Origin of the sequence: Limnohabitans sp. DM1 (assembly GCF_001269385.1) — a bacterium.
Classification (GTDB): Bacteria; Pseudomonadota; Gammaproteobacteria; order Burkholderiales; family Burkholderiaceae_C; genus Limnohabitans_A.
In genome coordinates this window covers 1-25,278 of the sequence record NZ_CXOO01000004.1, presented here as the reverse complement: position 1 = coordinate 25,278, position 25,278 = coordinate 1, and the positions used below count along the sequence as shown (strand labels likewise).

Sequence of the window (25,278 nt, the reverse complement as noted above, 5' to 3'; positions counted from 1 at the left end):
ACACCATGAGTTGCACCCATTGCGAAAAATCCTGCCTGTCCTTTTTGCCGCTGCGCCCAAGCCCAGTCGCCAAAGAGGATGCACTGGCCTGGCGTGGCAGCGACAACATGACCGCCAGCGCAGCAGCCAAAGCGGTCTGCCAAGGACTTGAGCTCAAACACCACCATCTCGCTCTACGTCTGCTGCGCCGAGGCTACCTGCACATCTACATGCCGCAAGCTGCCGTTGGCGAAGCCCAGTGGCGCGTGTACCACGTGGACGACGAGGCCAACCTGCGGCTGGTAGGGCCCGCGTTCAAAGCGCCCGCCAACGATCAAAAAATCCCCCCCTGCCAAACCGCAGGGCACGACCCTTACGGGCAAAAGCTCTTCACCATCCCCAATGCCAGCCGCATGAGCACCGTGTGGCTGGCCTTCAGCGCCAACCTCTGGAGCGACAAGCTCAAGCAACAAAACGCAGCCAACCCCAAGGCCATGGTCATGTTCAAGCCCATGGCTGCAGGCCACAACAGCTTCAAGCCCACGCACCAAGCCCTCAAAAGCCAGGTGCTGGAATGTGCCATGGATGCGTTGCGCCTCAATGGCCCCCAAGGCCAAACGCTGATGGCCGTGGAGCCCAGTTACCCATTTGCCACGCTGCTGGGCGCGGCCAAGGGACAGCACCACAACCCCAATGACGACAGCCGCGTGCAGCGCCTGGCCGCTGCGCTGCAAAAGGCCGCTGCAGCGTCGCCCAAGACAGCAGGCAAAGAGCTGGCCGTGGTCTTGCCCGACCCCATTGCCCTCAAGCGCGAGCTCAGCGATCTGCGCCTGCTCAAGCAACGTGCGCTGCAGGTGCTCAGCCCGGCCGATGCGCTCAAGCTGCACAGCCACTACACCCTGCAGGGCCTGGCCGACAACATTGCAGATGCGAGGGCACTGGCCAACGTGGTGCCGCTGCTGAGCAAGGCAGGCTTTGATGCCTGGCAAAAGCACAGCCCAGCTGCAGCCAAAGACGCCTTCTGGGTCCCACTCGACCCTCAAAAATTTGGCGCAGCCGACCCGGGCCGCGTCTGGACACCTGAGCGCACCCGCCTGGTGGAGGCGCAAGCCCCCCGCTTTGAAGGCATCGCCCGTGACCAGTTGCACAAAGGCTACGACACCCAGGCCAGTGCCGCCTGGATCGACGCCCACCTGCAAAAGGTGGCCGCCGCCCTTAAACCCTACGAGCAAGACTGGCTGCAAGCACGCCAGCACGCCAGCGTGGGCCAATACTTTGCACTGCACTTTGACGAGACCGAGGCCAACAAACCCACCCCGCTGCCCACACACAGCGCGGGTGAGGCCTATTGCAGCGAAGCCCACGACGAGCCACCGCCGACCAGCGCTGCAGACCTGAATGAGCAGTACCTGAAGGAATACCAAAAAGACCTCAGCGACCCCACCGCTTACGTCTGGCGCATGTACGTGGGCAACCAGAAAGAGCTGATCACCGTCTTCAAAAATCTCACAGGCGACCCCAACAGCGAAGTGGGCATGCGCGACAAGACGGTGGACCTGCTCAAAGGCCTGGTGGACAAAGATGTGTTGGGCGACAAACTGGCCACGGTGCTCAAGGGCAAGTTCAACCACAACTGGCTCAGCGGCAAAGTGCTCAACTTTGCGCACGGCCAAAGCCTGGTGCTGGCCCAGGCGCTGGCCCAAGTCATGACGCAAGCCGGGCCGGGGGCCACACAGGCCGTGGGCACAGCGCTGCTGCACACCGCGCAATATGCCAAAGCTTGGCTGGCGGTGCTGGAGCAAGCGCTCAACGCTCGGCTGGGCCTGGCCGTCAAGCGCCCAATGCTGGTGACCGGGTTTGTGCGCGCCGACCGCGTGCAGCGCCTGGCCTACGGCCCGCAGCGGCGCGGCAGCAAACCCTGGAGCAGCAAGCGGCAGGTGCAGGTCACCGTGCTCACCGACACCGACGCGGTGATCGCCGCCAAAGGGCGGCTGCAGCAACTCATGGCCCAAGCCCAGCCGGGCCAGACCCTGGTGGCAGGCGCTGTAGCCACCGCCGCCTTGCACAAGCAACACGCGGGCACGCCCACTGCGCTGGTGGGCACGCCGCAAACCAGCACAGAAATTCTGTTTGCCGACATGGCCGAAAAGAGCAAAAAACTGGGCACACATCACTTGGCCGCAGGCGCCGGGCGCGAGCTGCTCCGCAGCACGGACGGGCGCCTGGCGCTGGCCGGGGTGCTGGTCAACGCCATCGGGCTGATGCGTGGTCTGGCCGCAGAAAAAGCCGCCGCAGAACAACTGCGCACCACCACCGACGCCGAGGCCCGAGAAGAACTGGAGCAAAAGATTCGCGATGCGCAACTGGGCTGGTACGACAGTCTGGGCGGCCTCACCGGTGCCAGCCTGGACAGCGTGCGCATCGGCGCGCAGTTCATGCAGCTGCGCACGCTGGGCAGCACGGCCACTTTGTCTGTCACCGCTTTGCAGTTTGGGGCGGCGCTGGCGGGGACGTTTGGGGGGGTCTTGAATGCGTATGTGTCGTTTAAGAAATTTACAGGCGCACAACAACACCGCCACACACTGGCAGCCAATTTGCATTTGACAGCAACTTTGGCATACGTTGGCATGAGCGCAATCGGCGCAGTCAGCACAGTCGCCTACGGCTCCAACCTGCTGGTAATGCGAGGCATTGGCGGTCAGGCGGTCCGGACTGTGGCTACCCGCACCGGGGCCGTGGCTGCTGCCCAAGTTCTCGGCCTGAGCGTGCCCGTCATCGGTTGGGGATTGCTGGGCATAGGAGTTGGGGCCACCGTCTGGGCCGCAGTTGTAGACCCGTCAGAGTTGGAAGCCTGGGCACGTCAAACTCCTTTCGGCGAGGGACCCGAGAAAGATAAATTCAAAAGCATCGAGACCATGCACAGCGGCCTGCAACAGGCCCTGGGCCGAGCCAGCGAAGCGGGCAACGAGAGTCCGGCATCTTCCAGTCAGAAGGTGTCCGCATGAAAAAGATCGATACAACCCACGCCACCTTCGAGCATAAACGCGGTACATCATCGATTGCCACCACGGGTGGCTGGGTACGTGGCGTGTATGTCAATGCCATCGAGTACACAACCACTGACAAAAGCGTACGAGGTGTAGCGTTTTTATTTGGTGGATTGTTTGGTGGCGGTATTGCACTTTGGGGCGCATCGCTGGGAGTAGATGCTATTGCTGTCAGCAGCCATTGGAGCACGTCATTAATTGCCATAGCAGGAGTTGCAGTATTTGCACCACTCGGCCTCGGCATGCTCATCTGGTACAGCCGCAAAGAATTCTTCCGCCCCCTAGACCTTCCCATCCTGTTTGACCGCAAGCACCGCCAGGTGATCTGGATGGACCGCTGGCCGCCCGGCGGTTTGTTGGGCATGTTCAAGCCCTGGCCGGTGCGCATCAGCCGCTGCGATTGGGACCGGATAGTGCCCGAGCACCATGTGGTGACCTACACCACCGGCAGCACCGCCCGCCAGCAGCACACCCTGGCGCTGATGGTGCCGCACGAGAGTGCACAGGCCGCTGCCGAGTCCATCACGCCCTATGCCGATGGCCTGCTGCTGGGCGAGCCCATGACACTGACCGAGCAGACCGTGCCCGCCGTGTGGGAACACGTGCGCCGCTACATGAACGCAAAAGGCCCAGCCCTGCCGCCGGGTGAGCGGGTGTGCGACAGCACCCGCCCCCTTGGCTGGTGGCAGAGCTTTGGCGCAGTCAGCATGTTTGGCCCCGGCTATGTGCAGCGCTGGCACGAGACGCCTTACATGATGGGCTTCATGCACCTGATCGCGCCGCTGATGCTGCCGCTGGGCCTGGCCATGGCCACGGCCAACTGGCTGAGCTACCTCACGGCCTACGACGTGCCCTGGCCACAAGACGTGCTGGACCAGGTGGGGTCGCGTGTGGATGGGGGTGCGGGTTCGGACGGGCCTACCGATGAAGGAGCGCGGACATGAACGGCATCGGTCAGGTCACTCGTCTTAGCGCTTTAAAGGCCGTTTGCACTGCGACCTCTGCGCGCCAGTGCGTTGGGGCACAGCGCCTGGCCTACGGCCCGCAGCGGCGCGGCAGCAAACCCTGGAGCAGCAAGCGGCAGGTGCAGGTCACCGTGCTCACCGACACCGACGCGGTGATCGCCGCCCAAGGGCGGCTGCAGCAACTCATGGCCCAAGCCCAGCCGGGCCAGACCCTGGTGGCAGGCGCTGGTGCCACCGCCGCCTTGCACAAGCAACATGCGGGCACGCCCATTGCGCTGGTGGGCACGCCGCAAACCAGCACAGAAATTCTGTTTGCCGACATGGCCGAAAAGAGCAAAAAACTGGGCACACATCACTTGGCCGCAGGCGCCGGGCGCGAGCTGCTCCGCAGCACGGACGGGCGCCTGGCGCTGGCCGGGGTGCTGGTCAACGCCATCGGGCTGATGCGTGGTCTGGCCGCAGAAAACGCCGCCGCAGAACAACTGCGCACCACCACCGACGCCGAGGCCCGCGAAGAACTGGAGCAAAAAATCCGCGATGCGCAACTGGGCTGGTACGACAGCCTGGGCGGCCTCACCGGTGCCAGCTTGGACAGCGTGCGCGTGGGCGCGCAGTTCATGCAGCTGCGCACCCTGGGCAGCACGGCCACTTTGTCTGTCACCGCTTTGCAGTTTGGGGCGGCGCTGGCGGGGACGTTTGGGGGGGTCTTGAATGCGTATGTGTCGTTTAAGAAAGCGAAAGATGCTGACGATAAAGGGCTTGCACCGATCTTCGCCCTACATACAACAGCAGCTTTGACATCTCTGGGCCTCGGATTCATTGGTGGTGTCAGCACCGTGGCCTACGGTTCCAATCTACTGGTGATGCGAGGTATCGGTGGACAAGCGGTAAGGACGGTGGCCACACGCGCTGGGGCTATTGCCGCCGCTCAAGTGCTTGGCCTGAGCGTTCCTGTCATCGGCTGGGGCCTGCTAGCCCTTGGAGTAGGCACAACCGTCTGGGCAGCTGTGCTTGATCCGTCCGAGCTGGAAGCCTGGGCTCGCCAAACCCCCTACGGCGAAGGACCAGACCAAGACAAATTTAAAAGCACCGCGGCCATGCACAGCCGCCTGCAACAGGCACTGGGCCTGGCCAGCGAAGGAAGCAATGAAATACCAACTACCACCAATCAGAAGGTGCCGGTATGAACAAAATCGGTACGCCCCGCACCACGTTTGAGCACAAACGCGCTGCCTCAGCCCTGGCCACCACCGGGGGCTGGGTACGGGGGGTGTATGCGAATGCCCTCGAATACACCACAGCCGACAAGAGTGTGAGAGGGGTGGCTTTTTTGTTTGGCGGGCTAGGGTCTGGGGGGATAGCGCTTTGGGGTGCGTGGATGCTGTCGGATTTCCTAGATTTGAAGCCTCACAGGTTCTGGACGACGCTGGCACTTGTGTGGCCTGGGACTATTTTTTTCACATTGCTGGGCCTGGGCGCTCTCATCTGGTACAGCCGCAAAGAGTTCTTTCGCCCGCTGGACCTTCCCATCCTGTTCGACCGCAAGCACCGCCAGGTGATCTGGATGGACCGCTGGCCGCCCGGCGGTTTGTTGGGCATGTTCAAACCCTGGCCTGTGCGCATCAGCCGCTGCGATTGGGACCGGATAGTGCCCGAGCACCATGTGGTGACCTACACCACCGGCAGCACCGCCCGCCAGCAGCACACCCTGGCGCTGATGGTGCCACACGCCAATGCACAGGCCGCTGCCGAGTCCATCACGCCCTATGCCGACGGCCTGCTGCTGGGCGAGCCCATGACACTGACCGAGCAGACCGTGCCTGCCGTGTGGGAACACGTGCGCCGCTACATGAACGCAAAAGGCCCAGCCCTGCCGCCGGGCGAGCGGGTGTGCGACAGCGCCCGCCCCCTGGGCTGGTGGCAGAGCTTTGGCGCAGTCAGCATGTTCGGCCCCGGCTACGTCAAGCGCTGGCACGAGACGCCTTACATGATGGGCTTCATGCACCTGATCGCACCGCTGATGCTGCCGCTGGGCCTGGCCATGGCCACGGCCAACTGGCTGAGCTACCTCACGGCCTACGACGTGCCCTGGCCACAAGACGTGCTGGACCAGGTGGGGCCAGCGCTTGAGGTCGGTCAAGTGTCTGGTACTGCATCTACGGCCCCACAGCGAAGCGCCCGCTTTGAGCGGAACAGATCTTCATGAGCGAACGTAAACAAATTTTGTATAAATATTTAGCGATAGGGACATAGATGAAAGATGCATTTGAGTTGGCTTCTGATAACCAAGATGCCTGGCAGGACCAGCAAGCAGCGGGTGACCCCCTCAGCGTGCGGGATGCAGCCCGTGAGCGTCAGGCCATTTTCCCCAACGGCCCCAACCACGACGAACGCCTGGCCGAAGTCCGGCTCGCCCAGACGCAGGGGCGCAATGCCTTGTTGGTGGCTGCTCGCGAGTTGTTGCGGGCGCTGGCCGAAATGCCGCACGACATCCAGCCCGAGCAGGCCAGGGCTTTGCGCGATTTGCTGGCGCAAGAGCTGAACAGCTTCACGCGTTTGTGCGAGCAGGCCAACATCCGCCGCGAGCACCTGTTGGCTGTGCGGTATGTGTTGTGCACGGCGCTGGACGAGGCGGCCAGTTTGACCCCCTGGAACGGCACGAGCACCGCCGAGAGCGCGGGGCCGTGGTCGTCGATGGCTTTGTTGCCCGAGTTCCATGGTGAAGGGCAGGGTGGTGAGGTGGTCTTCTTGCTGGTGGGGCGTCTGGCCAGCTCGCCCGATGAGCACATGTCTGTGCTCGAGGTGGTGCACCACGTGCTGAGCCTGGGCTTCATGGGCGACTACCGGGTGAAGCCCGATGGGCATCGCTTGCTGGAGACGATTCGACACCGTTTGCATGCGCTGGTTTTGGGCAGCCGTGAGCCGGTGGCTCGCGAGCTGTCGCCTCGCTGGAAAGGGGTGGCACAGGGCAAGTTCCAGCTGCTGCGGTCGGTGCCGGTGTGGGTGTCTGCCAGTGTGTTGGGCTTGGTGTTGTTGGGGCAGTTTGGCTGGTCCAAATACCAGTTGCTCAGCACGGCAGGCGATGTGCAAAAGCGCATCGAGGACTTGCAGCGTTTGCAGCCGCCTCCGGTGTCGGTCAAAGCACCTTTGCGTCTGGCAGAACTGTTGGCCGCTGAGGTGGCGCAGGGCCGCGTGCAAGTGAGCGATGAGCCAGGCCGCTCGGTGGTCTTGTTCAAAGGCGATGGCATGTTCTCGGGTGGCCTGGCGCAGCTCAGCCCGACGGCGCGCCAGACCATTGAGAAGGTGGCCGATGCGATCAACGATGTCACCGGGCAAGTGGTGGTGACAGGCCACACCGACAACCAGCCATTGAAGAGTAGCCATGCTGGCTTTGCAGACAACCAGGCCTTGTCGCTCAAGCGTGCGCAAGAGGTGGTGGCCGCGCTCAAGGCGCGGGGTGTTGACCAGCAGCGCATCGAGGTGGTGGGCAAGGGCGAGACCGAACCTTTGGCAGCCAACGACACCCCGGCCGGTCGGGCACAAAACCGCCGTGTGCAGATTGAAGTGAAAACGTCCGCCAAACCGTGAACAGGGAATAAAAACAATGAAAGATTTTTTCAAAGGCCCGGTGTTCCGGGCGTTGCTGGGTTTTCTGGCGTTTGTGCTGGTGGGCTTGATGGTGTGGTTCCTCGGGCCGTTTTTGGCGTTGGGGGACTTGCGCCCCTTGGCGTCGGTGGGCATGCGGGTCACGGTGTTGGTGTTGGTGTTTGCCTTGATGTTGTCGTGGCTGCTGGAGATCACTTTTGCTTTGGTGGGTGTGGCATCGCTGTGCGTGCTGGTGTGGCATGCCGGGCCTTTGTTGGGTTTGGCCTCCATGCGTCCTTTGGCCCCGGTCTGGGTGCGTGTGCTGTGCATTGGTTTGATCTTGCTGGTCTTTTTGATTTGGGGCCTTTACAAGCTGTACAAGCTGCTCCAAAACGATGAGAAGTTTTTGCAGCGCTGGTTGCGTCCTGACAAAGCGGCTGCGCCGCTGGCCAAAGATCGAATTCGCGCTTTGTCGGACATGGCCCGCCGTGCCGTGGGGCAGCTGCGGCAAATGCACATGACGGTCGCCGGTGGCACCGGATCGGTGTGGGCGGGCTTGCGCCGTTTGGTAGAAGGAAAACGGTACCTGTACGAGTTGCCCTGGTATGTGGTGATCGGGCAACCGGGGGCGGGCAAATCGTCTGTGGTGCTCAATTCCGGGCTTCGCTTCCCATTGGCCGATCAGATGGGGGCGGCCAGCGCACGGTTGACGCTGTCACATGCGACCGGTACGCGCCAGTGCGATTGGTGGCTGACCAACGAGGCGGTACTGCTGGACACGGCAGGCCGCTACACCGAGCAAGACGCGCAGGGTGTGTTGGACGCGCCGGTGGCCCAAGTGGCACCGTCAGCCGTGTCAAGCGACGCAGCGCCAACCGATGCTGCAACGGTTGCCAACCCGCTGGAGACCTTGCGCCAGACCAATGAAGCGGAGTGGCATGGGTTTTTGGGGGTGCTGCGGCAAGTGCGCCCTCGCGCGCCGGTCAACGGGGCTTTGGTGGTGGTGGATGTGGCGCAGTTGCTCCAGGACAATGCCGCGCAGCGCATGGCCCATGCAGCGCGTTTGCGTGCCCGTTTGGCCGAGTTGCGGACACACTTGGGCATCCGGTTTCCGGTGTATGTGGTCTTGACCAAGGCCGATGTGTTGCGCGGCTTCTCGCCTTATTTCAACAGCCTCACCTCCGAGGCGAGGGCTCAGGTCTGGGGATTTACCTTGCCTTGGAATGAGTCAAACGGCGGCTTGGTTAAAGGATTGGCCCAGGGCTTGACCCAGGGCTTGGGGCGTCGTGCGCGCGGCACCAGTGCGGTGGGCGCGCCAACGAACAACGCGGCAGCGCAAGCGGATGGACCCCTGATCGAGCAAGTGCGCCATGAGTTTGATGCCTTGGTGCAGCGTGTCAGCGATGGCGTGGCGACTCGCTTGCAAGAAGAGTTTTCGCTGGACCAGCGCCAGTCTTTGTACGTGTTGCCTTATGAGTTGTCGGCGCTCAAAGAGCCATTGGCGGCATTGCTGGATGCGACTTTTGCCGATTCGCGCTATGACACCACGCAGCTGCACCACATGTTGCGCGGCGTGTATTTGACCAGCGCCATGCAGTCGGGCGATGGGGCGGTGGTGGCCGAACGCAGTGCTTTGGTGCAGCGTTTGCGAGCAGGCCTGACGCAGTGGGGGCAGACTTTGGGTCTGGTTTCCAAGCCAGAGCAGGCAGGGGCAACGCAGCGGCGAAGCTACTTTGTGACCGATGCCCTGTTGCGTGTTGTTTTTGCAGAGGCGCATCTGGTCAAGCCGAACCTCAAGTGGGAAGCCCGTATGCGTTTGCTGCGCTGGCTGGGCCATGCCGCCGTGGTGATGACGTTCTTCTGGCTGTCGGGGGCTCTGACCTTGAGTTACCACAAAAACCAGCAGTACTTGCAGGACGTGGATAACAAAGCGCAGGCCTTGACTGAGCAAATGCAAAAGTGGCTGTCAGACCAGAGCATGGCGCAGACCGAAAAAGTGCTTGGACTGGCGCAAGTGTTGCCCACCCATGCGGGGCTCGATCTGGCGCAGCCTTCGGCTTCATTTTTGTATGGCTTGTACACGGCAGAGCCCATTGCGCAAGCCAGCGAGCATGCATACGGCCAGCTGCTCGATCGGCTGGTTTTGCCTGTCGTCATCGAGCGCATGGAGCAAGTCATGCGTGAGGCCTTGACCGAGGAGGATTCGCGACTCGCCTACCAAACCTTGCGTGTTTACCTGATGCTGCACGATGCCCAGAAATTCAGTCAAACCACGGATGCTGCTCAGGCAGTGCGCGAGTGGGTGACTGCGGATTGGCAAAACGCCTCGGAAAACAGCACCTCCCAGGGCTTGGCCAAGCGCTTGGGCAACAGCACGGCCATGGTGGGGCATTTGGAATGGCTGTTTTCCGGCAAGCGCGTGGTGCAGTCTGCTGCGGCGCGCAACGAAGCCTTGGTGGGGCAGGTGCGCAAGTTTTTGGACAAAAACTCCAGCAGCGAGCGCTTGTATGAGCGCATGAAGTCCAGTTTGAGCAGCCAGGCGCCACAGGACTTCAACTTGGTGCGTGCACTGGGGCCACAGGCGGGCACCTTGTTCAGCCGCGCGTCGGGGCAAACGCTCGAAAAAGGTGTGCCGGGTTTGTTCACTTACGACGGTTACCACGATGTGTTTGCCAAGCGCTTGCCCGACATGCTGGCCTTGGCGCAGCAAGATGATGCATGGGTCATGGGCCGGCAAGATGGCGCTGCATCGGCCAAGGCGGCCCCACTCACTGCCGCTGAAAAGCAGGCCTTGCTGGACGATATTCGCAGGCAGTACCTGGTTCAGTATGCGCAAGTCTGGACAGATTTTTTGGGCGACATCCGACTGGTCAAGGGTGACAAATCGGGCACCTTGTCTTTTGAGCTCAATGTCTTGCGGCAGTTGGCTGCGGCGGACTCGCCTTTGGTTCGGCTGAGCCGTCTGGCCGCGCGTGAGACGACCTTGTCCCGTCCATTGCAAGGTGACAAGGCCGAGCAGTCCATTTTTGAAAAAGCCGCAGACCAGGTTGACCAACAATCGAACAAGGTCAGCAAGGGCTTGGGCTTGCGCCCTGAGCAACGTGCAGAGCGTCAGTGGGTCGATGAGCGGTTTTCGGCCTTGCGCGAGGTCGTGACCGGACAATCTGATGGGGCTGCTGCTGGGCCTGGCGGCAAGGCGGGCCTGGACACGGTGAGCAATGCCCTCAATGAGTTTTACACCGTGCTGGTCGTTGCCGATACGGCGATCACTGCGGGCAGTTTGCCACCCGCAGGGGCGGAAGCTGCGACCAAGCTGCGCATTGAGGCAGGCAAGTTGCCATCCCCTTTGCGCGAGGTGCTCATGGATGTGAGCAACAGCGGCACCGACAAAGTCGGTCAGGGGGCTGCCAATATTTTGCGTGTGCAGGCGCAGGTTCAGATGGACCGCCTGGTGGGCATGATGGCCTTCATGGTCAGCGAGCCTTGCCAGCGTGATATCGCAGGGCGTTATCCGTTTTCGGTCAGCGGGCAGGAAGTCAGTGTGGATGATTTCAATGCCTTGTTTGCCTCGGGCGGTGCTGCAGACGAGTATTTCAAAAAATACCTGTCACCTTTGGTGGACACCAGCGTCAGACCTTGGCGCTACAAAAACCCAGCCAGTGCGAATGCAATCGGGGGTGCAGACGGTCAGGCACAAGGGCTGCCCTTGGCTGTTGCTACGGCCGGGCCGACCTTGACGGGGGAGTTGTTGAAGTTGCTGGCCCAAGGCGGACCGAATCCGGATGTGTTTGCGCAGATCGCGCAGATCCGCGAGATGTTTTTTCGTGACCCCGGGGCCAAGCGTTTGAGCTGGCGAGGTGAATACAAGGTGGTCTCGCTGGACCCCTCGGTGACGGAGTTGGTGATTGACGTGGACGGTCAGACGCAGCGCTATTCGCATGGCCCCGTTCAAACAGTGGCACTGCAGTGGCCCGGACCTCGTTCGGGCACGATGGCCGAATTGCATGCCCATCCCCGCATCAAACCCGACACGTCCAGCGTGCAGTTGCGCGGGCCTTGGGCCTGGTTGCGGTTGGTTGAGCGAGGCAAAGTCACGAGCAGTGCGCAAGCAGGACGCATTGCGGTGGAGTATTTGCTGGACAACCGCCGTGCCGTCCTCGAATTCAGCAGCGCAGGCCCCAGCCCATTCAACAGTGCCTTGCTGCGCAACTTCACTTGTCCTGGGCGTACCACTTGATGCGGCACATTCCTTTGAAGGGTCTTTGCCAGACATTGACCCACCGCACGCTGGCGCAGCCGCCTTCGGTCTGGGGCAAGTTGCCGGCCTATGGCGATTTTGTTCACCACAACGTCAGCCTGTCCGCGCAAGAGGCGTGGCATGAATGGGTGCAGACTTATTGGCACCGCCGCCCCGTCAGGGGCAGTGCAGGCACCACCCGAGGGCGTGCAGGTGCCGACGGGTGGATGCACGTGACGCAAGCGCCTGCCAGGGCTGATTTGTCCGATGTGCCCGTGGCCTTTGTTTTGCCGCCAGGGCATTTGCCCAATATGGGCGATGTGTTTGTGCAAGGCGTGATGGTGCCCTCCGAAGACAAAGTGGGGCGCGCGTGTCCGCTCATCATTTACCAGACCGTGCATCGCCCTTGGATGCAGCGCACCTGGGCCTCTGCTTTGGGGAATGACCTGCATGCGCCAGCGCGCCAAGACCGCAGCCATGGTCGTCATTTGTTGTACTGGTGGGCTCGGCTGGCAGCGCATGCGCGCCTGCATCCCGGGCTCTTTGCGGCTTTGGTGGAAGCGGTGGAGCAGGTCTGGCTTTTGCATGAGCCCGGTTGGCGCGACCTTCTGGGCGGGCGAGCACGGCCTGCGTCGTCAGTGGCTTTGGAGGTGTTGATCCAGCAGTTTGGCATTCGTGCAGGGCAAGACGCGGCAGCCGCATTGCGCGGCGTTTCGCATTTGCCCTGGGCCGACTGGCCAAGTCGGACGCTGCGGGTGTCCGTGCCGTTTGCTGCATTCTGGATGCAAGACGCTCAAGGGGGTTATGTGCAGGCCAGTGACAAGCTGCTCCAACTGTGGGGCGTGCGCTCATGACGGATCAAGCGCTTTCAACCGGCTTGCGTCTGCGCATCACCCATAGCCGCGGTGTGGCTGTGGATGCTGTGTGGGCTTGGCCTGCGGGACGACAGCAAGTGCCACTGCAAGAAGTGCTGGCAGTTTTGGGTGAGTCCTCGCAGCCTTGGCTGCAAGAGGCGCACAAGATTGTTGTGGAAAAAGAGGGCGAAGACATTTGGCGTCTGTCGCAAGCGAGTGATCTCTTGCTGTGCAGCTGCAATGGTGTGCCATTGCGCAGAGGCCAAACGGTGCTTTTGCAACACCTCGATGCCCTGGAGCTGGCGCTGTGCCATTTGCAAGTGCTGACCGAGCCTGAGCGCCGGCATGGCCAGAACACGGCATGGGTCGACGATTTTGAATGGGGCCAATTGCTTGCGCGGCATGGTGCAGGTCGAGCGCCCACGGTCCCCGGCGCAGCACCCGCAGATGCCGTGATGGACCTCCTGCCCGATGCGCTCGATGCCGAGAGGCCGCCGCTTGCGCCCAAAATCACGCGGCTGGCGTCAGAGGTGAGTGCGGCAGTGCCTTTGGACGCGACGCCGCAGCAGACCGAGTTGTCCGAAGCTGAGCAGGCTTTTCAGGGGCTGCATGCGCAGTATCTGCAGCGTTTGATGGACCCATTGAGCCCCATGGGCCTGCCTTCTTGGCAAGCCATGGCCACGCACCCGACGGGCCAAGCCAGTGATGCTTTTCAAGACATCCTTGATCAGGCCGAGCAGGGCCCGACCATGACGCAGCTCTTGGGGCAAAGCGTGCAAATCCAAAGTGTGATGAGCCAATTGGACACTTTGGCTGGGGGCGACATCCTTGAGCCTGATGCACATGTCAGCGTGCTGCATCTGTTTGCGCCCGAAGGGCTGCGTGATCCGCTCACGCATCAGGTGCCCAGCCTCAATCGGCAAGAACACCACGGCATGGCGCTGGACAGTGCGATGGCTGCAACAGCCTCCCCCAAGCTCACGCCTCGCAAAGTATTGAATGACTGGAAACCTCATGACTGATTTGACGCTGTTGTCGCGCGCACAAGAGGGGGCACCCATCTCCTTGCAAGAGCACTTGCAACAGGCAGAAGCCCGAATTCGCCGCGAACCCACGGCCCCTGAACACCGCTGGGCCTTGGCGGAGGTGCTGTGTGTTCTGGGTCATTGGGATCGGGCCTTGTCTCAACTGCAAGCTTGGGCGAAATGGATGCCGCAATCACAAGCGCAAGCGCATTGGCTGCGCGGACTCATTCGCGCCGAAGCCCAGCGCACTGAAGTTTTCTCTGGCGTCTTGGCGCCAGCGCCGGTGACCGATATGCCCGACTGGATGCGCGATCTGGCCCAAGCCCTGGCGCACAACGCACGCGCTGAAAACGTGGAGGCCGATGCTGTGCGCTCGCGTGCATTGGCGCAGGCGCCGCAGCGGGCGGGGGGGTGTGCCTGGCAACGTGAAAAAAATGGCGAGCAGACCATGCAGGAGCAGGCCTATGAATGGATGGCCGACAGCGACACCCGCTTGGGGCCAGTCTGCGAGGTCATGGTTGCTGGGGCATACCGCTGGTTGGCGTTCGCCGATGTGGCCCATTTGAGCTTGCAAGCGCCACAGCGCTTGCTCGATCTGGTCTGGATGCCCGCCAAGCTGCAGTTGCACAGCGCCACAGGTTTGACCCCTGCTGCCACAGGGCGCGTGCTGCACGTCTTTTTGCCCACCCGCTACCCAATGGCAGCAAATGCCAGTGAGTCAAGCGCCACCCAAGATGCCTTGTTGATGTCGCGTTTGACCCGTTGGCGCGAGGTGGGGGAAACGGGTGTTTTCGCGCAAGGGCAAAAGACCTGGATGAGCGAGGGCATCGATTGGCCCTTGCTGGATGTTCGTGAGTTGCGCGCATGACCGAGCATGTCACCGATGTGAAGGAAACGGCAATGCCAGGCGCATTGCATCCTGCGGCCCGGGCATTGCCTTCAGCGCACGGGCTTGTCCAGCGGCAAGGCGAGCAGGTTTTTATGCCTACCTTGCTCGATCGCTTGTGTGACGACGCCCCGCACGAAAGCAGCGAAGCCCCCCAGGCCTACACTTTCAACCGTGGCCGCATGCGCGAGACCGTCTTGCGCGATCTGTCTTTGCTCCTCAATACCACCGATCAAAGCGATTTGATCGATGCGGCCCAATACCCTGCTGCAGCCAACTCAACCCTCAACTACGGTGTGCCTGCATTGGCCGGTGGGTATTTGTCTGAAAAAAAATGGGCCGACATTGAACGCATGATCCGCCGCGCCATCACGCAGTTTGAGCCCCGACTGGTGCCGCAAACGCTGCGGGTCAAGCCTTTGCTCAAAGACCAGGCCAGCGCGAACTACAACGTCCTGACGTTTGAGATCTCCGGTCACATTCAGATCAGCCCCTATCCGATCGAGTTCACCGTGCAAAGCGCCGTGGACCTGGAAAACAGCCGCATTGAACTGCGGCCCCGTTGATCGATCTTTTGCACGAACGGACATCCTCCCATGCACCCACAATTGCTCCAGTACTACAACGAAGAGCTGACCTTCATGCGCGAGAGCGCAGGCGACTTCGCCGCACAACACCCCAAGATCGCTCGGCGACTGGGCATGCAAGGCCAGGATGTGGCCGACCCGTATGTGGAGCGCTTGATCGAATCGTTTTGCTACATGTCTGCGCGCATGCGCATCAAGCTCGACGCCGAGTTCCCCCGCTTGACGCAGCGGCTGCTCGAGGTGGTCTACCCCAATTACGTCAGCCCAACGCCCTCCATGGCCGTTGCACAGCTGCACCCCAAGGCCACCGAAGGCGATTTCAGCCAGGGTTTTGTGGTGCCGCGAGGCACCAGCTTTTATGCCAAGGTGCCGCCCGGTGAGGTCACCTCCTGCCAGTTTCGCTCCAGCCAGGACGTCACTTTGTGGCCCCTGCAAATCGAGAGCGCCAAACTCACGGGGGTGCCACCCGATATCCCCTCGCCCGAGCGGTATTTGCCCGCACATGTCCAGGTGCAAGGCAGCTTGCGCCTGCGTTTGAAGCTTCAGGGCGAGTTGCGGTTTTGTGATCTCAAAGGGCTGGACCGCTTGCCCATTTATTTGTGCGGCCAAGAGCAGGTGGCCTCGCACCTGTTTGAGCTGCTGCATGCGGGCGCCGTGGCCAGCCTGGTGGGTGTGCCCGGTCATATGGGTGAGCAGCCGCACATCGTGGCGCAAAACGCGCTGGTGCACGAAGGCCTGGCACCTCAGCAAAGCTTGCTGCCCTTGAACTGGAACACCTGGCATGGGCACAACCTGTTGCACGAATACTTTGCCTGCCCGGCGCGGTTTTATTTCTTTGCGCTGCAAGGCCTGGCCGCAGGGCTGTCCCGCATTGACGGCCAAGAGGCCGAAATCGTCGTCTTGCTCAACCGCATGCCGGGCGCTTTGACCGCTTTGGTGGATGCGCAGCAATTTGCCTTGCACTGCACGCCGGTGATCAACCTGTTTGAGCACCGCACCGACCGCATTGAGGTGCCCGCCACGGCACCTGAAATGCACCTGGTGCCTGACCGCTCGCGTCCTCTGGACTTCGAGGTGTTTTCGGTCACCGAGTTGCAGGGCCAAAAAGCCGACACCACCGAGGTCATGCCATTTCGGCCCATGTACCAGACGCTCAATCAGGACGAGGGCAACCATGGACGCTACTTTTCGGTGCGTCGTGAGCCCCGCCTGAGCTCGGACAGCACCCGCAAATACGGCACGCGCACCTCGTATGTGGGCACCGAAGTGTTTGTCAGCCTGGTCGACCAGCACGAAGCCCCCTACAGCGAAAAACTCCGATACCTCTCGGTGCAGGCCATGGTCACCAACCGCGATTTGCCCAGACTGGTGCCCCGCAACGGCACCGATGACCTCAGCGTCAGCGTGTCCTTGCCGCTGCAATCCATCGGGCTGATCAGGGCGCCGTCTGCACCCCAAGCGCCGTTTGCAGATGGCGAGCTGGCCTGGCGTTTGATCCGACAGCTGGGCTTCAATTATTTGCCCTTGCACGACATGGACGAACGCGAAGGCGCACAGGCCTTGCGCGACATGCTGCGCCTGTTTGTCCACAGCGACGATGTGGTCGCCAACCAGCAAATCGCCAGCCTGATCGGCAGCCAGATCACGCCCGTGACCCGCCGCCTGCCGGGCAGTGGCCCCCTGGTCTATGGCCGGGGGGTGGCGTGCACCCTGACCGTCGACGAAGACGGCTTCAGTGGCGTCAGTCCTTACCTGCTCGGCCTGGTGCTGGAGCACTATCTGTCGCGGCACGTCTCGATCAACACCTTCACCCAGACACGCTTGCATGCCATGCAACGTGGCGAAGTGGCCAGCTGGCCCGTGCGCATGGGCAATCGGGGGGGCGTGTGATGCGCCGCACTGATTCGGCCCAAGGCATGCCCGATACCGCATCTGGCGGACAAGAGGCATGGCCGTCTGCCATGCAGGACGCGACGCAAACGCCATGGCGACACACCTTCACGGGACTCATGCGCAGCCTGGCCGCGCAGCGCCAGCCCAATGGCGAGCCTGCCATGCCCCCGGTAGGGCAGGCCAAGCGGCCTCAGCAAGAGCGGTTCAAGCTCGGGCAACAAGCCAGTTTGGCATTTGCGCCCCGCGAAATCGCGCAAGTCGAGCTGCCGGGCGATCAGGCCCATATCCGACTCATGGGTCTGGGCATGTTGGGGCCCAATGGCCCATTGCCCATTCATGTCACCGAGCTGGCGCGAGAGCGCAGCGAGTCGCGTCGGGACCATACCCTGCGTGATTTTCTGGACCTCTTTCATCACCGCTACTTCACGCACATGTACCGCGCATGGGCGCAAAGCCAAGCGGCAGCCGGATTGGACCGCGCAGAGGAAGAAACCTTCACCAATTACGTGGCGCGCTTGGCGGGTGACGAGCCTTCGCAAGTGCAAAGCAGTTCCTTGCCCGCACACGCACGCTGGGCCAGCGCCGCGCACCGTGTGCGCAGCGCCCGCGACCCCGATGGCCTGGTCAGTACCTTGCAGCGGTTTTTTGGCATACCGGTTCGGCTCCTCGAATACCAGCTGCACTGGGTGCCTTTGGCGAATGAAGACCTGTGCCAACTCGGTCGCCCCCTGAGCTCAGGCATGTTGGGCCAAGGCGCCATGGCCGGTGAAAAAGTGCCCGATCGTCAGACGCGATTTCGCCTGGTGATGGGGCCGCTCGATTTGAAAGGCTATTTGCGATTGACCCCCCAAGGCCACACCAGCGGCCAGGACTTGCCTGCGCTGGTCGAGATGGTGCGCAGTTTTATTGGCTTTGAATACGAGTGGGAGGTTGAGCTCCTGATTTCCGCCAAAGCCGCACCTGCATGCCAGCTGGGCGACAGCGCCCAGCTCGGCTGGTCCACCTGGGCCGGGCAATTGCACTCAAGCAGCGACCACATCACCGGCATGGTGTTGGAGCCCGAGCGCTATGTCTCGTCCACTGCCGCCTCGTCCACTTCCAGCAGGTCATGCCCATGAAACCCTTGCAAAACTTGATCAACGCTGTCGCCAGTGCCTTGGGGCCGGAGCCCTTGAAGGTGGACATCCCCCCCGAGTGGCTGACGCCCATCAGCGCCGATCAGCCCAGCGGCCCCAATCTGGAGTACGACCCGGAATACGCCGTGCTGGCCGCGCGTTTGCAACCCAAGGCCGATGTGCAATACGGCGACTTTTCTGCACAAGCGCCCGAGCCCGACTGGAAAGACATCGAGCGCGACTGCCGCCGACTGCTCTTGCGCAGCAAAGACATGGGCATGCTCATCTGGTTTGTCCGCAGCCGCACCCGGCAGGCGGGTGCGCAAGGCTTGCTGCAAGGCCTGAGCGCTTTGCAGCAGGTGTGCGAACGCTTTGCCGCCAGCATTCACCCACAATTGCTCATCGATGGGGAGTCCGACCCCCTGGTGCAAGCCAACACCCTGGCGGGCTTGTGCGACAGCCAAGGCTTGCTGGAGGATGTGCGCGATGTGATCGTCTCTGGCAGCACCGCATTTCGCCTGAGCGTGCGCGACATCGAGCGCAGCCTGTCGGTGCCGCGCCCGCCTTATGCCCCCGAGCCCGAAGCCGTGCAGCGCCAACTGGCCGATTTGCACCAACGCCGCGACCCTCACCTGCTGGCCTTGCAAGGCTGCGCTGTGTGCGTGCAGCACCTGCAGACCTGGAGCCAGCAGCAGCTGGGCGAAGAAGCCCCAGACCTGCAGCCCTTGTTCAAGTTGCTGGCCCCCACAGGGCGTCCGGGCCATGCACTGCCCACCGACAGCCGCATGCCCATGAAGACGCCACTTGAATACATCGAAGTCGATGCCTTGAGCCCCGCTCCTGAGCCTCAACCGCTGAACGCCGTGGTCAGTGCGCCCCTCATCGTGCCCACGCCACTTCATGCGCGGCAAACCCATGTGACCGATCAACGCGAGCAGCTGCGGCAATCGCTGGTTCAGGTGCGGCAATGGGTCGAATTGCACGAGCCCAGCAGCCCCGTGGCCGTGTTGCTCAAGCAAGCCGAGCGCATGTGGGGCAAACGCTTTTCTGAGGTGGCCCACATCATCCCCCCCGAACTCTTGCAAGCCTGGGATCAAGACCAATGAACACCCTGCTCCAATCCCCCAAAGTCCTCACCGTCACCAGCCCCGCCATCCCGCAGGTGGCAGGCGCTGCCGCCTTGGTGCCTCTCAAGCTCTCGGGCCATGAGGCCGTCAACACCCTCTTTGAATACACCCTCATCCTGCAAAGCCCCGACGCATTGCAGTTTGCCGCCAACGACGCCAGCAACTTCCCCCTGCACGACATGGTCGGGCGCGAGCTCACTTGCGCCATCGCCCTGGACGGCCACGGCAGCTTTGTAGCGGGCCTGGCAGGCAACTTGGGCGCAGCCAACCAAGGCGCAGGCGTGCGCGAGATCTCGGGCCTCATCACCGCCGCCCGTCACTTGGGCACCGACAGCCGCCACGCCCTGTACGCGCTCACCCTGCGCCCCTGGCTGCACCTGGCCACGCTGACCAGTGACTGCAAAGTCTTCCAGGACCAAACCCCGGTCGAAGTCATCCGCGCCGTATTGGCCGACTACGCTTTTGCTACCGAAGTGCGCCTGATCGAAACGTATCCGGCCCGCGACTACTGCGTGCAGTACAACGAAACTGACTTTGAATTCATCACCCGCCTCATGCAAGAGTGGGGCATCAACTACCACTTTGAGCACTCGGGCGGCGTGCACCGCCTCATCTTGAGTGACCACAGCGGCGCCTTCAGCCCCCTGCAAAAGGGCCAAAGCGACAGTGCTTACCACCGCATTGCCTACTACCCACCGGGCCACAAGGTGGACGAGGAATACATCCACGCCTTCACCCCCACCGAGCGGCTCACAGCAGGCCAATACGCCAGCCGGGAATATGACTACACCCGCCCCAAGGTTGCTCTGGGCGCAAGCCAAGCCCAGCCCCGACCTACTGGCCAGGCTAACCAAGAGGTCTACCTGTGGCGCGGCGGCAAAGTGCGCACAGGCCAAGCATCTGGGAATGACAGCGGCATCGGCAGCACCGCCAGCGGCAGCCTGCCGGGCAGCGACTACGCGCAAGAAAACAAAGGCTCTGACACCGCCCAAGCCAATCAAACCGAGCCCCAAGGCCAACACCTGGCACGCCTGCGCATGCAAGCGCTGCGCCAAGCCGGCCAACGCGCCAGCGGCGCAGGCCATGTGCGCGGCATCGCCACAGGCCACACCTTTGCCCTGCACAAACACCCGCAAGACGCGGCCAACATCGAATACCTCACGCTGTCCACCCACACCGTCATCGAAAACGTCAGCGAAGACACGGCGCGGGATCACAACAGCAGCAAGAACAGCAACAAAAACAGCGCAAGCCCCTCACTCATCCCGCAAGCCCTGTCCGACGCCCAACGCCTCTCCGGCCAGTGGCGCATCGAGGTGCGCTTTGAAGTGCAGCCCACCACCGAACTGCTGCGCCCCGAAGGCATTCAGCCCAAACCCCACACCCATGGCCCCGAGACCGCCCTGGTCTGCGGGCCAGACGCTGACACCGCACAAAGCGACATCTACACCGATCCTTTAGGGCGCATCAAAGTGCAGTTCCCCTGGGACCGCTATGGCGCCAAGAACCACAACAGCAGCTGCTGGGTGCGGGTGTCTGCCGCGTGGGCGGGTAACCAACTGGGTGCCATGCACGTGCCGCGCATCGGGCAAGAAGTGATCGTGGACTTTCTGGGTGGAGACCCAGACCAGCCCATCTGCACCGGCCGGGTCTACAACCAGATGAACACGCCGCCCTGGGCCTTGCCTGCACAGCAAGCCTTAAGCGGCTTCAGAAGCCGAGAGCTCAAACCCGGCGGGGGCAACAGCGCAGCGGGCAGGTCCAACCACTTGGTGCTGGACGACACCGAACAAAAGATCCAGGCGCAAATCAAGAGCGACCACCAGCACAGCCAGCTGAGCCTGGGACACATCACGCGCATCGAAGACAACGCTGGCCGCAAAGACCACCGTGGCGAAGGTTTTGAGCTCAGAACCGACGGACACGGCGCAGTCAGGGCCAAAGACGGCCTGCTCATCAGCACCGAGGGCCGACCCAACGCCAATGGCCACATCACCGACCTGAGCGAGACCACAGCCCGACTACAAAACGCCCACAGCCAGCACGACAGTTTGGGCGACTTGGCGCTGCAACACCAGGCGCATGAAGCCAGCGACCAAGGCGACGTAGCCCAAGCCATTGAAGACCAGAACAAAGCCATTGCAGGGGAGGACAAAACAGAAGGCAAATTTCCTGAACTGCAAGAGCCCCACCTGATCCTGTCCAGCCCAGCAGGCATTGAAAGCACCACACCGCAAAGCACACACCAGCACAGCGGCCAACACCACGCCATCACCAGCGGCGGGCACACCAGTGTGAGCGCGGGCAAGAGCTTGCTGGTCAGTGCAGAACAAGCCCTGCGCCTTTTCGCTTACAAAGCCGGCATCAAGATCGTCAGCGCCATGGCCAACGTGGACATGCAAGCGCTGGACAAATCCATCCGCTTCCTGGCCAAAGTGAAGATCACGCAAACGGCCAACCGGATCACCTTCACCGCCAAAGAAGAGATCGTGATCAACGGCGGGGGGAGCTACACAGTGTTCAAGGCTTCGGGCATTGAAGACGGCACCAGCGGCAGCTGGGCGGTGCATGCGCCCAGTCACCGTATGCCGAGGGCCAAGAGTATGGGGGTGGACATGGCTGGTCTGCCGAGCGTGGCTGCTTTCGATGAGCAAATTTCACTTCGCAACCCAACAGGAAAAGCCATGCCCAAGGTGTCGTTCCTGGTCAAGGGAGCGGTTCAAGAATTTACAGCCCGAACACAAGAAGACGGCACTACACCCAGGGTGCACTCACCCCAACCAGAGGACTTGAAATTTTCTTTGTCTTGGGCCGAAGTAGAAGTTGGGCCCGAGGCTTCACGCAACGGCGCTGCAGCAACCACCAACAACAACAGGAGCGCATGATGACAACCGGTTCCGATTTTGTAACCGTCACCACCAACGACATTGAAAACAGTTGCTTCAAAGTGCAGTGCAACTGCGCTGAGTGGTGGCAAATTTACCAACAACGGGCGTATGTGCGCCTGTCCAACCCCAGCGGCAAAGCACCCGCCCCTGGCTCCATCACCACTCAGTACCGATTGGAAGACTTCTACGAGCACCGGGCTAAACGAATTGCGGCCACCTATGCCCAGATTTATCTGGAACAAGAGGGCGGCGACCCCAAAAAGAGAGGGCGGTTTTATTGGATGGGCCTGGGTGCGTTTGCCTCCAAGACTGTGGCTGGCATTTTTTCAAATTGGGGGGTAACGGTGGGTCACAACTTACCCGCGTTTCGCTTCAAGAGCGCGCATGTATTGGCCAAAGGCAATTTGTGGCTGTTCATGGATATCGCGCCCTGGCACTGGGGTTATGCCAACGACCCCGATTCGTTCAATAAATGCAAGGGCGAGCGGAGCAGTGACAAATTCACCGTTCCTGCTGTCAAAAAAACCATGATGGCCTTGCCCTGGGCCGACGAAGCGCTGGGGCCCATGGGCAAGCTCAAGCTCACAAAAGAGGTAGAGGATGCGTTTGCCTTGGTGCCGACTATTGAAGCGGCGACGAGACCTCCAGCCAAACAAAAAGACCAGTTCACTCACCTCATGGCAATCGCCAAGCAAGAGCAAAAAAACGTGTTGCAAGAAATTTGCTGGAACGATCCGGTGCTGCGCGAAGAGACAGCCAGCATGCGCCGCTTAGAAAAGGCCGATCCCTCATGGATCAACCTGATTCCTGACACCAAGCTGGTGTTTCATCACGGCATGGATGAAGACAAGATCCCGCAAAAACTGCTGGACACACACGACCTGCGCCGCGATGAAGTGGTGTCTTATGCCCAAGCCGGGGTACTTGTTGAGAACTACGACAGCCGCATGGAGTGGATCGTTGAAGCAGCCAGAAAATACCACGCGTTGATGATCAAAAAATTGACCTATATGGAAGATGAATTGCGTGTGATTGCAGGCTGGGCCAACAGCCGGGGCTATGGCCGGGTCACCAGTGACTCCAATGACCCTAAATAAATCCGCCTCGCTCACAGCGCTGCGCCGCTGGGCCAAGCGCCTGGCCATCTTGATTGGCGTGCTGCTGGGCATGGCCGTGCTGATGTATGCGCTCCAAGGCTTCGATACCAATGCATCCAACGAAAGAAACACCGATATGAACTCCCAATCGACCCCGCCCGAGCTGACCATTTGGATGGGCATGCAAGGCATTGACATGGTCCGCGCGCACGGCGGCAAAGAAGACAAACAACCCGCCGGGGCGCTGTTTCATACGGTGAGGTGGTCCAAGCCGCCCTTTGGCACCCTCACCCTTCGTAATGATCAGTACAGCTTCAGTTTGCCTACGGTGCTGTACATCTTGTCCTTTACCGACAACCTGTTTGCAGATGGAGGGGTGGATACATTTGACATCACCGCAGGCGTGAGCCCCGAAGAATTTGTGAGCCACGCCGAAGCCCACCGCTCAGTGTTCGCCTTCATCGACAGCCTGCTGGCCAAAGGTTGGGTGCCGTATCTGGACCCTGCTGGCGCCATGCTGCGCGGCCCCGATGCTTTGCGTTACCACATGGAAGAAAGGGGCTGGCTCACTGACGCCCGGGTTCGGCCCAGTTTTGAGCAATGGATGAAGGCGGATTCATCTACTCCTCTCAACACCTACTTGTACGCCAATGGGGTGGTGCTGGACATCACCATCCGCCGTGACAACGACAAGATGGAGCTGACCAAGCCAGGTCAGTATGTGCTGAGCCTGGCCATCAAATCGGCCGTTGGTGAGATGCGTACCTATGTGGGGGCGGGCAATTTTTCACGAGAAAAAGCGCCCACCTGGACGCAGTACTGGCCCGCCAAGCTCAAAGAATTGGAGGCCATCAAAGTCCAAGAGACCGCCAAGCTCCAAGCCAAGGGCTACAAGGTGGACACCCGCTATCAACATCCAGACTGGTCGATGTATTTGAAATGAGCCAGCGTGAATTTGCCTGGAGTTGTCAGTAACACGAACTACAGCGGTATCAACGGTTTTGACTCTCGTTGTTCAGCCTACGGGGTATTGCTGGCGATGCTTACTGAAACTTATTTTTCAGATGCACAAGGGAGTCGAGGACTGCAATTTCCTGAGGGATATGAGCGACGTAAGCAAGAGGTGAAATAAATGAAAAAAATTTATATTTTTTTGCTGTTGATTGGAGTTGGATTTGGTTGTTCTGCACAGCTCACCAAAATTCAGGTGGATAAGCTTGTTCAAGCGCAAGTGGCAGACAGCTGCAATATTTCAGCAAGAGTGCCTAGAGAGCAAAATTTACCGAACGGTGCAGTCTCTCAGCTCAATCGAAAAGGCTTTTTTGTAGGAGATCCTTTGCCTAAAGAATGGGGATCAGGATTTAACGAATTGAGCATTGCATTCTCTTGCAACCCAGCAGAAGAACTTGATCGACCTCAAACTTGGGGCATCTTGGATGCAAAGTCGCAACGTTGGATTAAAAATCCAGAATCCATGCGCAAGGAGTTGAAGGCAAGTACGAATGCATAGGCGGATTCAAGTACGAGGTGCAACAAAGATGAACCCGGTGATGGGTGGCTGAGGATGTCAAGGCATCATGGCCACTCAAACCGCCAAGTCCAAGTTGCCAGATGTACAAGCACCTCAGCCGAGAAGAACGATATCAAATTCACAGCCTCTTGAAAGCCAAACAGACCATCACCGAGATCGCCCGATCATTGGGCAGGAGCCGCAGCACCATCAGCCGCGAACTCAGCCGTGGTCGTGGCCAGCGTGGCTATCGCGCCGAACAAGCCTGCGCCAAGGCGACTGAGCGGGCACAGCAAAGCCGTAATGCCCGCCGTGTAGATTCCAAAGTCTGGTCCGATGTGGATTTCTACCTGGGCATTCAATGGAGCCCCGACATGCAGCCTGCGCCGAAGCATGCAATGTCGGGGCTAAAGCCACCGACCTACGAGAAGAATTGCGCACACGTTTCAAACTTCAACATGCCACAGAAAAGGATTCCCCATG

18 protein-coding genes are annotated in these 25,278 nt (G+C 61.0%); all 18 read left to right on the top strand.

Translation table 11 applies throughout. The features are described 5' to 3' along the window. Window positions 1-5 precede the first annotated feature (5 nt). Window positions 6-2,984, top strand: coding sequence for a T6SS effector BTH_I2691 family protein (locus tag AMM33_RS00820; RefSeq protein WP_090137949.1), 2,979 nt, complete (start codon window positions 6-8; stop codon window positions 2,982-2,984). Further along, window positions 2,981-3,970 carry a DUF6708 domain-containing protein gene (locus AMM33_RS00815; RefSeq protein ID WP_194945153.1) on the top strand — a complete coding sequence of 330 codons (990 nt, stop codon included), beginning with the start codon at window positions 2,981-2,983 and terminating at the stop codon, window positions 3,968-3,970. The genes AMM33_RS00820 and AMM33_RS00815 overlap by 4 nt, the downstream gene beginning before the upstream one ends. Continuing rightward, complete coding sequence (locus tag AMM33_RS00810) at window positions 3,967-5,178, top strand: hypothetical protein (RefSeq protein WP_090137945.1); 1,212 nt, start codon at window positions 3,967-3,969, stop codon at window positions 5,176-5,178. Before AMM33_RS00815 ends, AMM33_RS00810 begins: the two co-directional genes overlap by 4 nt. Next, window positions 5,175-6,197 (top strand): DUF6708 domain-containing protein, encoded by a 1,023-nt coding sequence (locus tag AMM33_RS00805; RefSeq protein ID WP_194945152.1) that lies wholly within the window; start codon window positions 5,175-5,177, stop codon window positions 6,195-6,197. Before AMM33_RS00810 ends, AMM33_RS00805 begins: the two co-directional genes overlap by 4 nt. Window positions 6,198-6,244: 47 nt before the next feature. Then, window positions 6,245-7,579: a type VI secretion system protein TssL, long form gene (gene tssL / locus AMM33_RS00800; protein ID WP_090137941.1), complete on the top strand. Its 1,335-nt coding sequence runs from the start codon at window positions 6,245-6,247 to the stop codon at window positions 7,577-7,579. A gap of 16 nt (window positions 7,580-7,595) precedes the next feature. Further along, complete coding sequence (gene tssM, locus AMM33_RS00795) at window positions 7,596-11,813, top strand: type VI secretion system membrane subunit TssM (RefSeq protein ID WP_090137938.1); 4,218 nt, start codon at window positions 7,596-7,598, stop codon at window positions 11,811-11,813. Beyond that, window positions 11,813-12,667 (top strand): TagF domain-containing protein, encoded by an 855-nt coding sequence (locus tag AMM33_RS00790; RefSeq protein WP_090137936.1) that lies wholly within the window; start codon window positions 11,813-11,815, stop codon window positions 12,665-12,667. The genes tssM and AMM33_RS00790 overlap by 1 nt, the downstream gene beginning before the upstream one ends. Then, the gene (locus tag AMM33_RS00785) at window positions 12,664-13,689 is read left to right on the top strand and encodes a TagK domain-containing protein (protein WP_090137933.1); all 1,026 of its coding nucleotides are present in this window, start codon (window positions 12,664-12,666) and stop codon (window positions 13,687-13,689) included. The genes AMM33_RS00790 and AMM33_RS00785 overlap by 4 nt, the downstream gene beginning before the upstream one ends. After that, window positions 13,682-14,560, top strand: coding sequence for a type VI secretion system accessory protein TagJ (locus tag AMM33_RS00780; RefSeq protein ID WP_194945151.1), 879 nt, complete (start codon window positions 13,682-13,684; stop codon window positions 14,558-14,560). Before AMM33_RS00785 ends, AMM33_RS00780 begins: the two co-directional genes overlap by 8 nt. After that, window positions 14,557-15,144 carry a type VI secretion system baseplate subunit TssE gene (tssE, locus tag AMM33_RS00775; protein WP_228767880.1) on the top strand — a complete coding sequence of 196 codons (588 nt, stop codon included), beginning with the start codon at window positions 14,557-14,559 and terminating at the stop codon, window positions 15,142-15,144. Before AMM33_RS00780 ends, tssE begins: the two co-directional genes overlap by 4 nt. Before the next feature lie 30 nt (window positions 15,145-15,174). Then, window positions 15,175-17,055: a type VI secretion system baseplate subunit TssF gene (tssF, locus tag AMM33_RS00770; RefSeq protein WP_090137929.1), complete on the top strand. Its 1,881-nt coding sequence runs from the start codon at window positions 15,175-15,177 to the stop codon at window positions 17,053-17,055. Continuing rightward, entirely contained in the window at window positions 17,055-18,176 is a 1,122-nt protein-coding gene (tssG, locus tag AMM33_RS00765; protein ID WP_228767879.1) for a type VI secretion system baseplate subunit TssG, read from the top strand. Before tssF ends, tssG begins: the two co-directional genes overlap by 1 nt. Next, complete coding sequence (locus tag AMM33_RS00760) at window positions 18,173-19,279, top strand: type VI secretion system protein TssA (RefSeq protein ID WP_194945150.1); 1,107 nt, start codon at window positions 18,173-18,175, stop codon at window positions 19,277-19,279. Before tssG ends, AMM33_RS00760 begins: the two co-directional genes overlap by 4 nt. Beyond that, on the top strand, window positions 19,276-22,185 hold the full coding sequence (locus AMM33_RS00755) for a type VI secretion system Vgr family protein (RefSeq protein ID WP_090137926.1): 2,910 nt from the start codon (window positions 19,276-19,278) through the stop codon (window positions 22,183-22,185). The genes AMM33_RS00760 and AMM33_RS00755 overlap by 4 nt, the downstream gene beginning before the upstream one ends. After that, a complete protein-coding gene (locus AMM33_RS00750; protein WP_194945149.1) occupies window positions 22,185-23,285 on the top strand; it encodes a DUF2515 family protein in 1,101 nt (366 codons plus the stop codon). Before AMM33_RS00755 ends, AMM33_RS00750 begins: the two co-directional genes overlap by 1 nt. Further along, window positions 23,272-24,228, top strand: coding sequence for a hypothetical protein (locus AMM33_RS00745; protein WP_090137922.1), 957 nt, complete (start codon window positions 23,272-23,274; stop codon window positions 24,226-24,228). The genes AMM33_RS00750 and AMM33_RS00745 overlap by 14 nt, the downstream gene beginning before the upstream one ends. 189 nt (window positions 24,229-24,417) lie before the next feature. Continuing rightward, window positions 24,418-24,795, top strand: coding sequence for a hypothetical protein (locus AMM33_RS21660; protein ID WP_194945148.1), 378 nt, complete (start codon window positions 24,418-24,420; stop codon window positions 24,793-24,795). Window positions 24,796-24,896: 101 nt separating this feature from the next. Further along, window positions 24,897-25,278, top strand: a 382-nt coding sequence (locus AMM33_RS00740; RefSeq protein WP_194945147.1) for a helix-turn-helix domain-containing protein, incomplete at its 3' end; no start/stop codon positions are given.

Coding starts and splice junctions, on each gene's coding strand:
- AMM33_RS00820 (WP_090137949.1), top strand. CDS start 6: ATGAGTTGCACCCATTGCGAAAAATCCTGCCTGTCCTTTTTGCCGCTG.
- AMM33_RS00815 (WP_194945153.1), top strand. CDS start 2,981: ATGAAAAAGATCGATACAACCCACGCCACCTTCGAGCATAAACGCGGT.
- AMM33_RS00810 (WP_090137945.1), top strand. CDS start 3,967: ATGAACGGCATCGGTCAGGTCACTCGTCTTAGCGCTTTAAAGGCCGTT.
- AMM33_RS00805 (WP_194945152.1), top strand. CDS start 5,175: ATGAACAAAATCGGTACGCCCCGCACCACGTTTGAGCACAAACGCGCT.
- tssL (WP_090137941.1), top strand. CDS start 6,245: ATGAAAGATGCATTTGAGTTGGCTTCTGATAACCAAGATGCCTGGCAG.
- tssM (WP_090137938.1), top strand. CDS start 7,596: ATGAAAGATTTTTTCAAAGGCCCGGTGTTCCGGGCGTTGCTGGGTTTT.
- AMM33_RS00790 (WP_090137936.1), top strand. CDS start 11,813: ATGCGGCACATTCCTTTGAAGGGTCTTTGCCAGACATTGACCCACCGC.
- AMM33_RS00785 (WP_090137933.1), top strand. CDS start 12,664: ATGACGGATCAAGCGCTTTCAACCGGCTTGCGTCTGCGCATCACCCAT.
- AMM33_RS00780 (WP_194945151.1), top strand. CDS start 13,682: ATGACTGATTTGACGCTGTTGTCGCGCGCACAAGAGGGGGCACCCATC.
- tssE (WP_228767880.1), top strand. CDS start 14,557: ATGACCGAGCATGTCACCGATGTGAAGGAAACGGCAATGCCAGGCGCA.
- tssF (WP_090137929.1), top strand. CDS start 15,175: ATGCACCCACAATTGCTCCAGTACTACAACGAAGAGCTGACCTTCATG.
- tssG (WP_228767879.1), top strand. CDS start 17,055: ATGCGCCGCACTGATTCGGCCCAAGGCATGCCCGATACCGCATCTGGC.
- AMM33_RS00760 (WP_194945150.1), top strand. CDS start 18,173: ATGAAACCCTTGCAAAACTTGATCAACGCTGTCGCCAGTGCCTTGGGG.
- AMM33_RS00755 (WP_090137926.1), top strand. CDS start 19,276: ATGAACACCCTGCTCCAATCCCCCAAAGTCCTCACCGTCACCAGCCCC.
- AMM33_RS00750 (WP_194945149.1), top strand. CDS start 22,185: ATGACAACCGGTTCCGATTTTGTAACCGTCACCACCAACGACATTGAA.
- AMM33_RS00745 (WP_090137922.1), top strand. CDS start 23,272: ATGACCCTAAATAAATCCGCCTCGCTCACAGCGCTGCGCCGCTGGGCC.
- AMM33_RS21660 (WP_194945148.1), top strand. CDS start 24,418: ATGAAAAAAATTTATATTTTTTTGCTGTTGATTGGAGTTGGATTTGGT.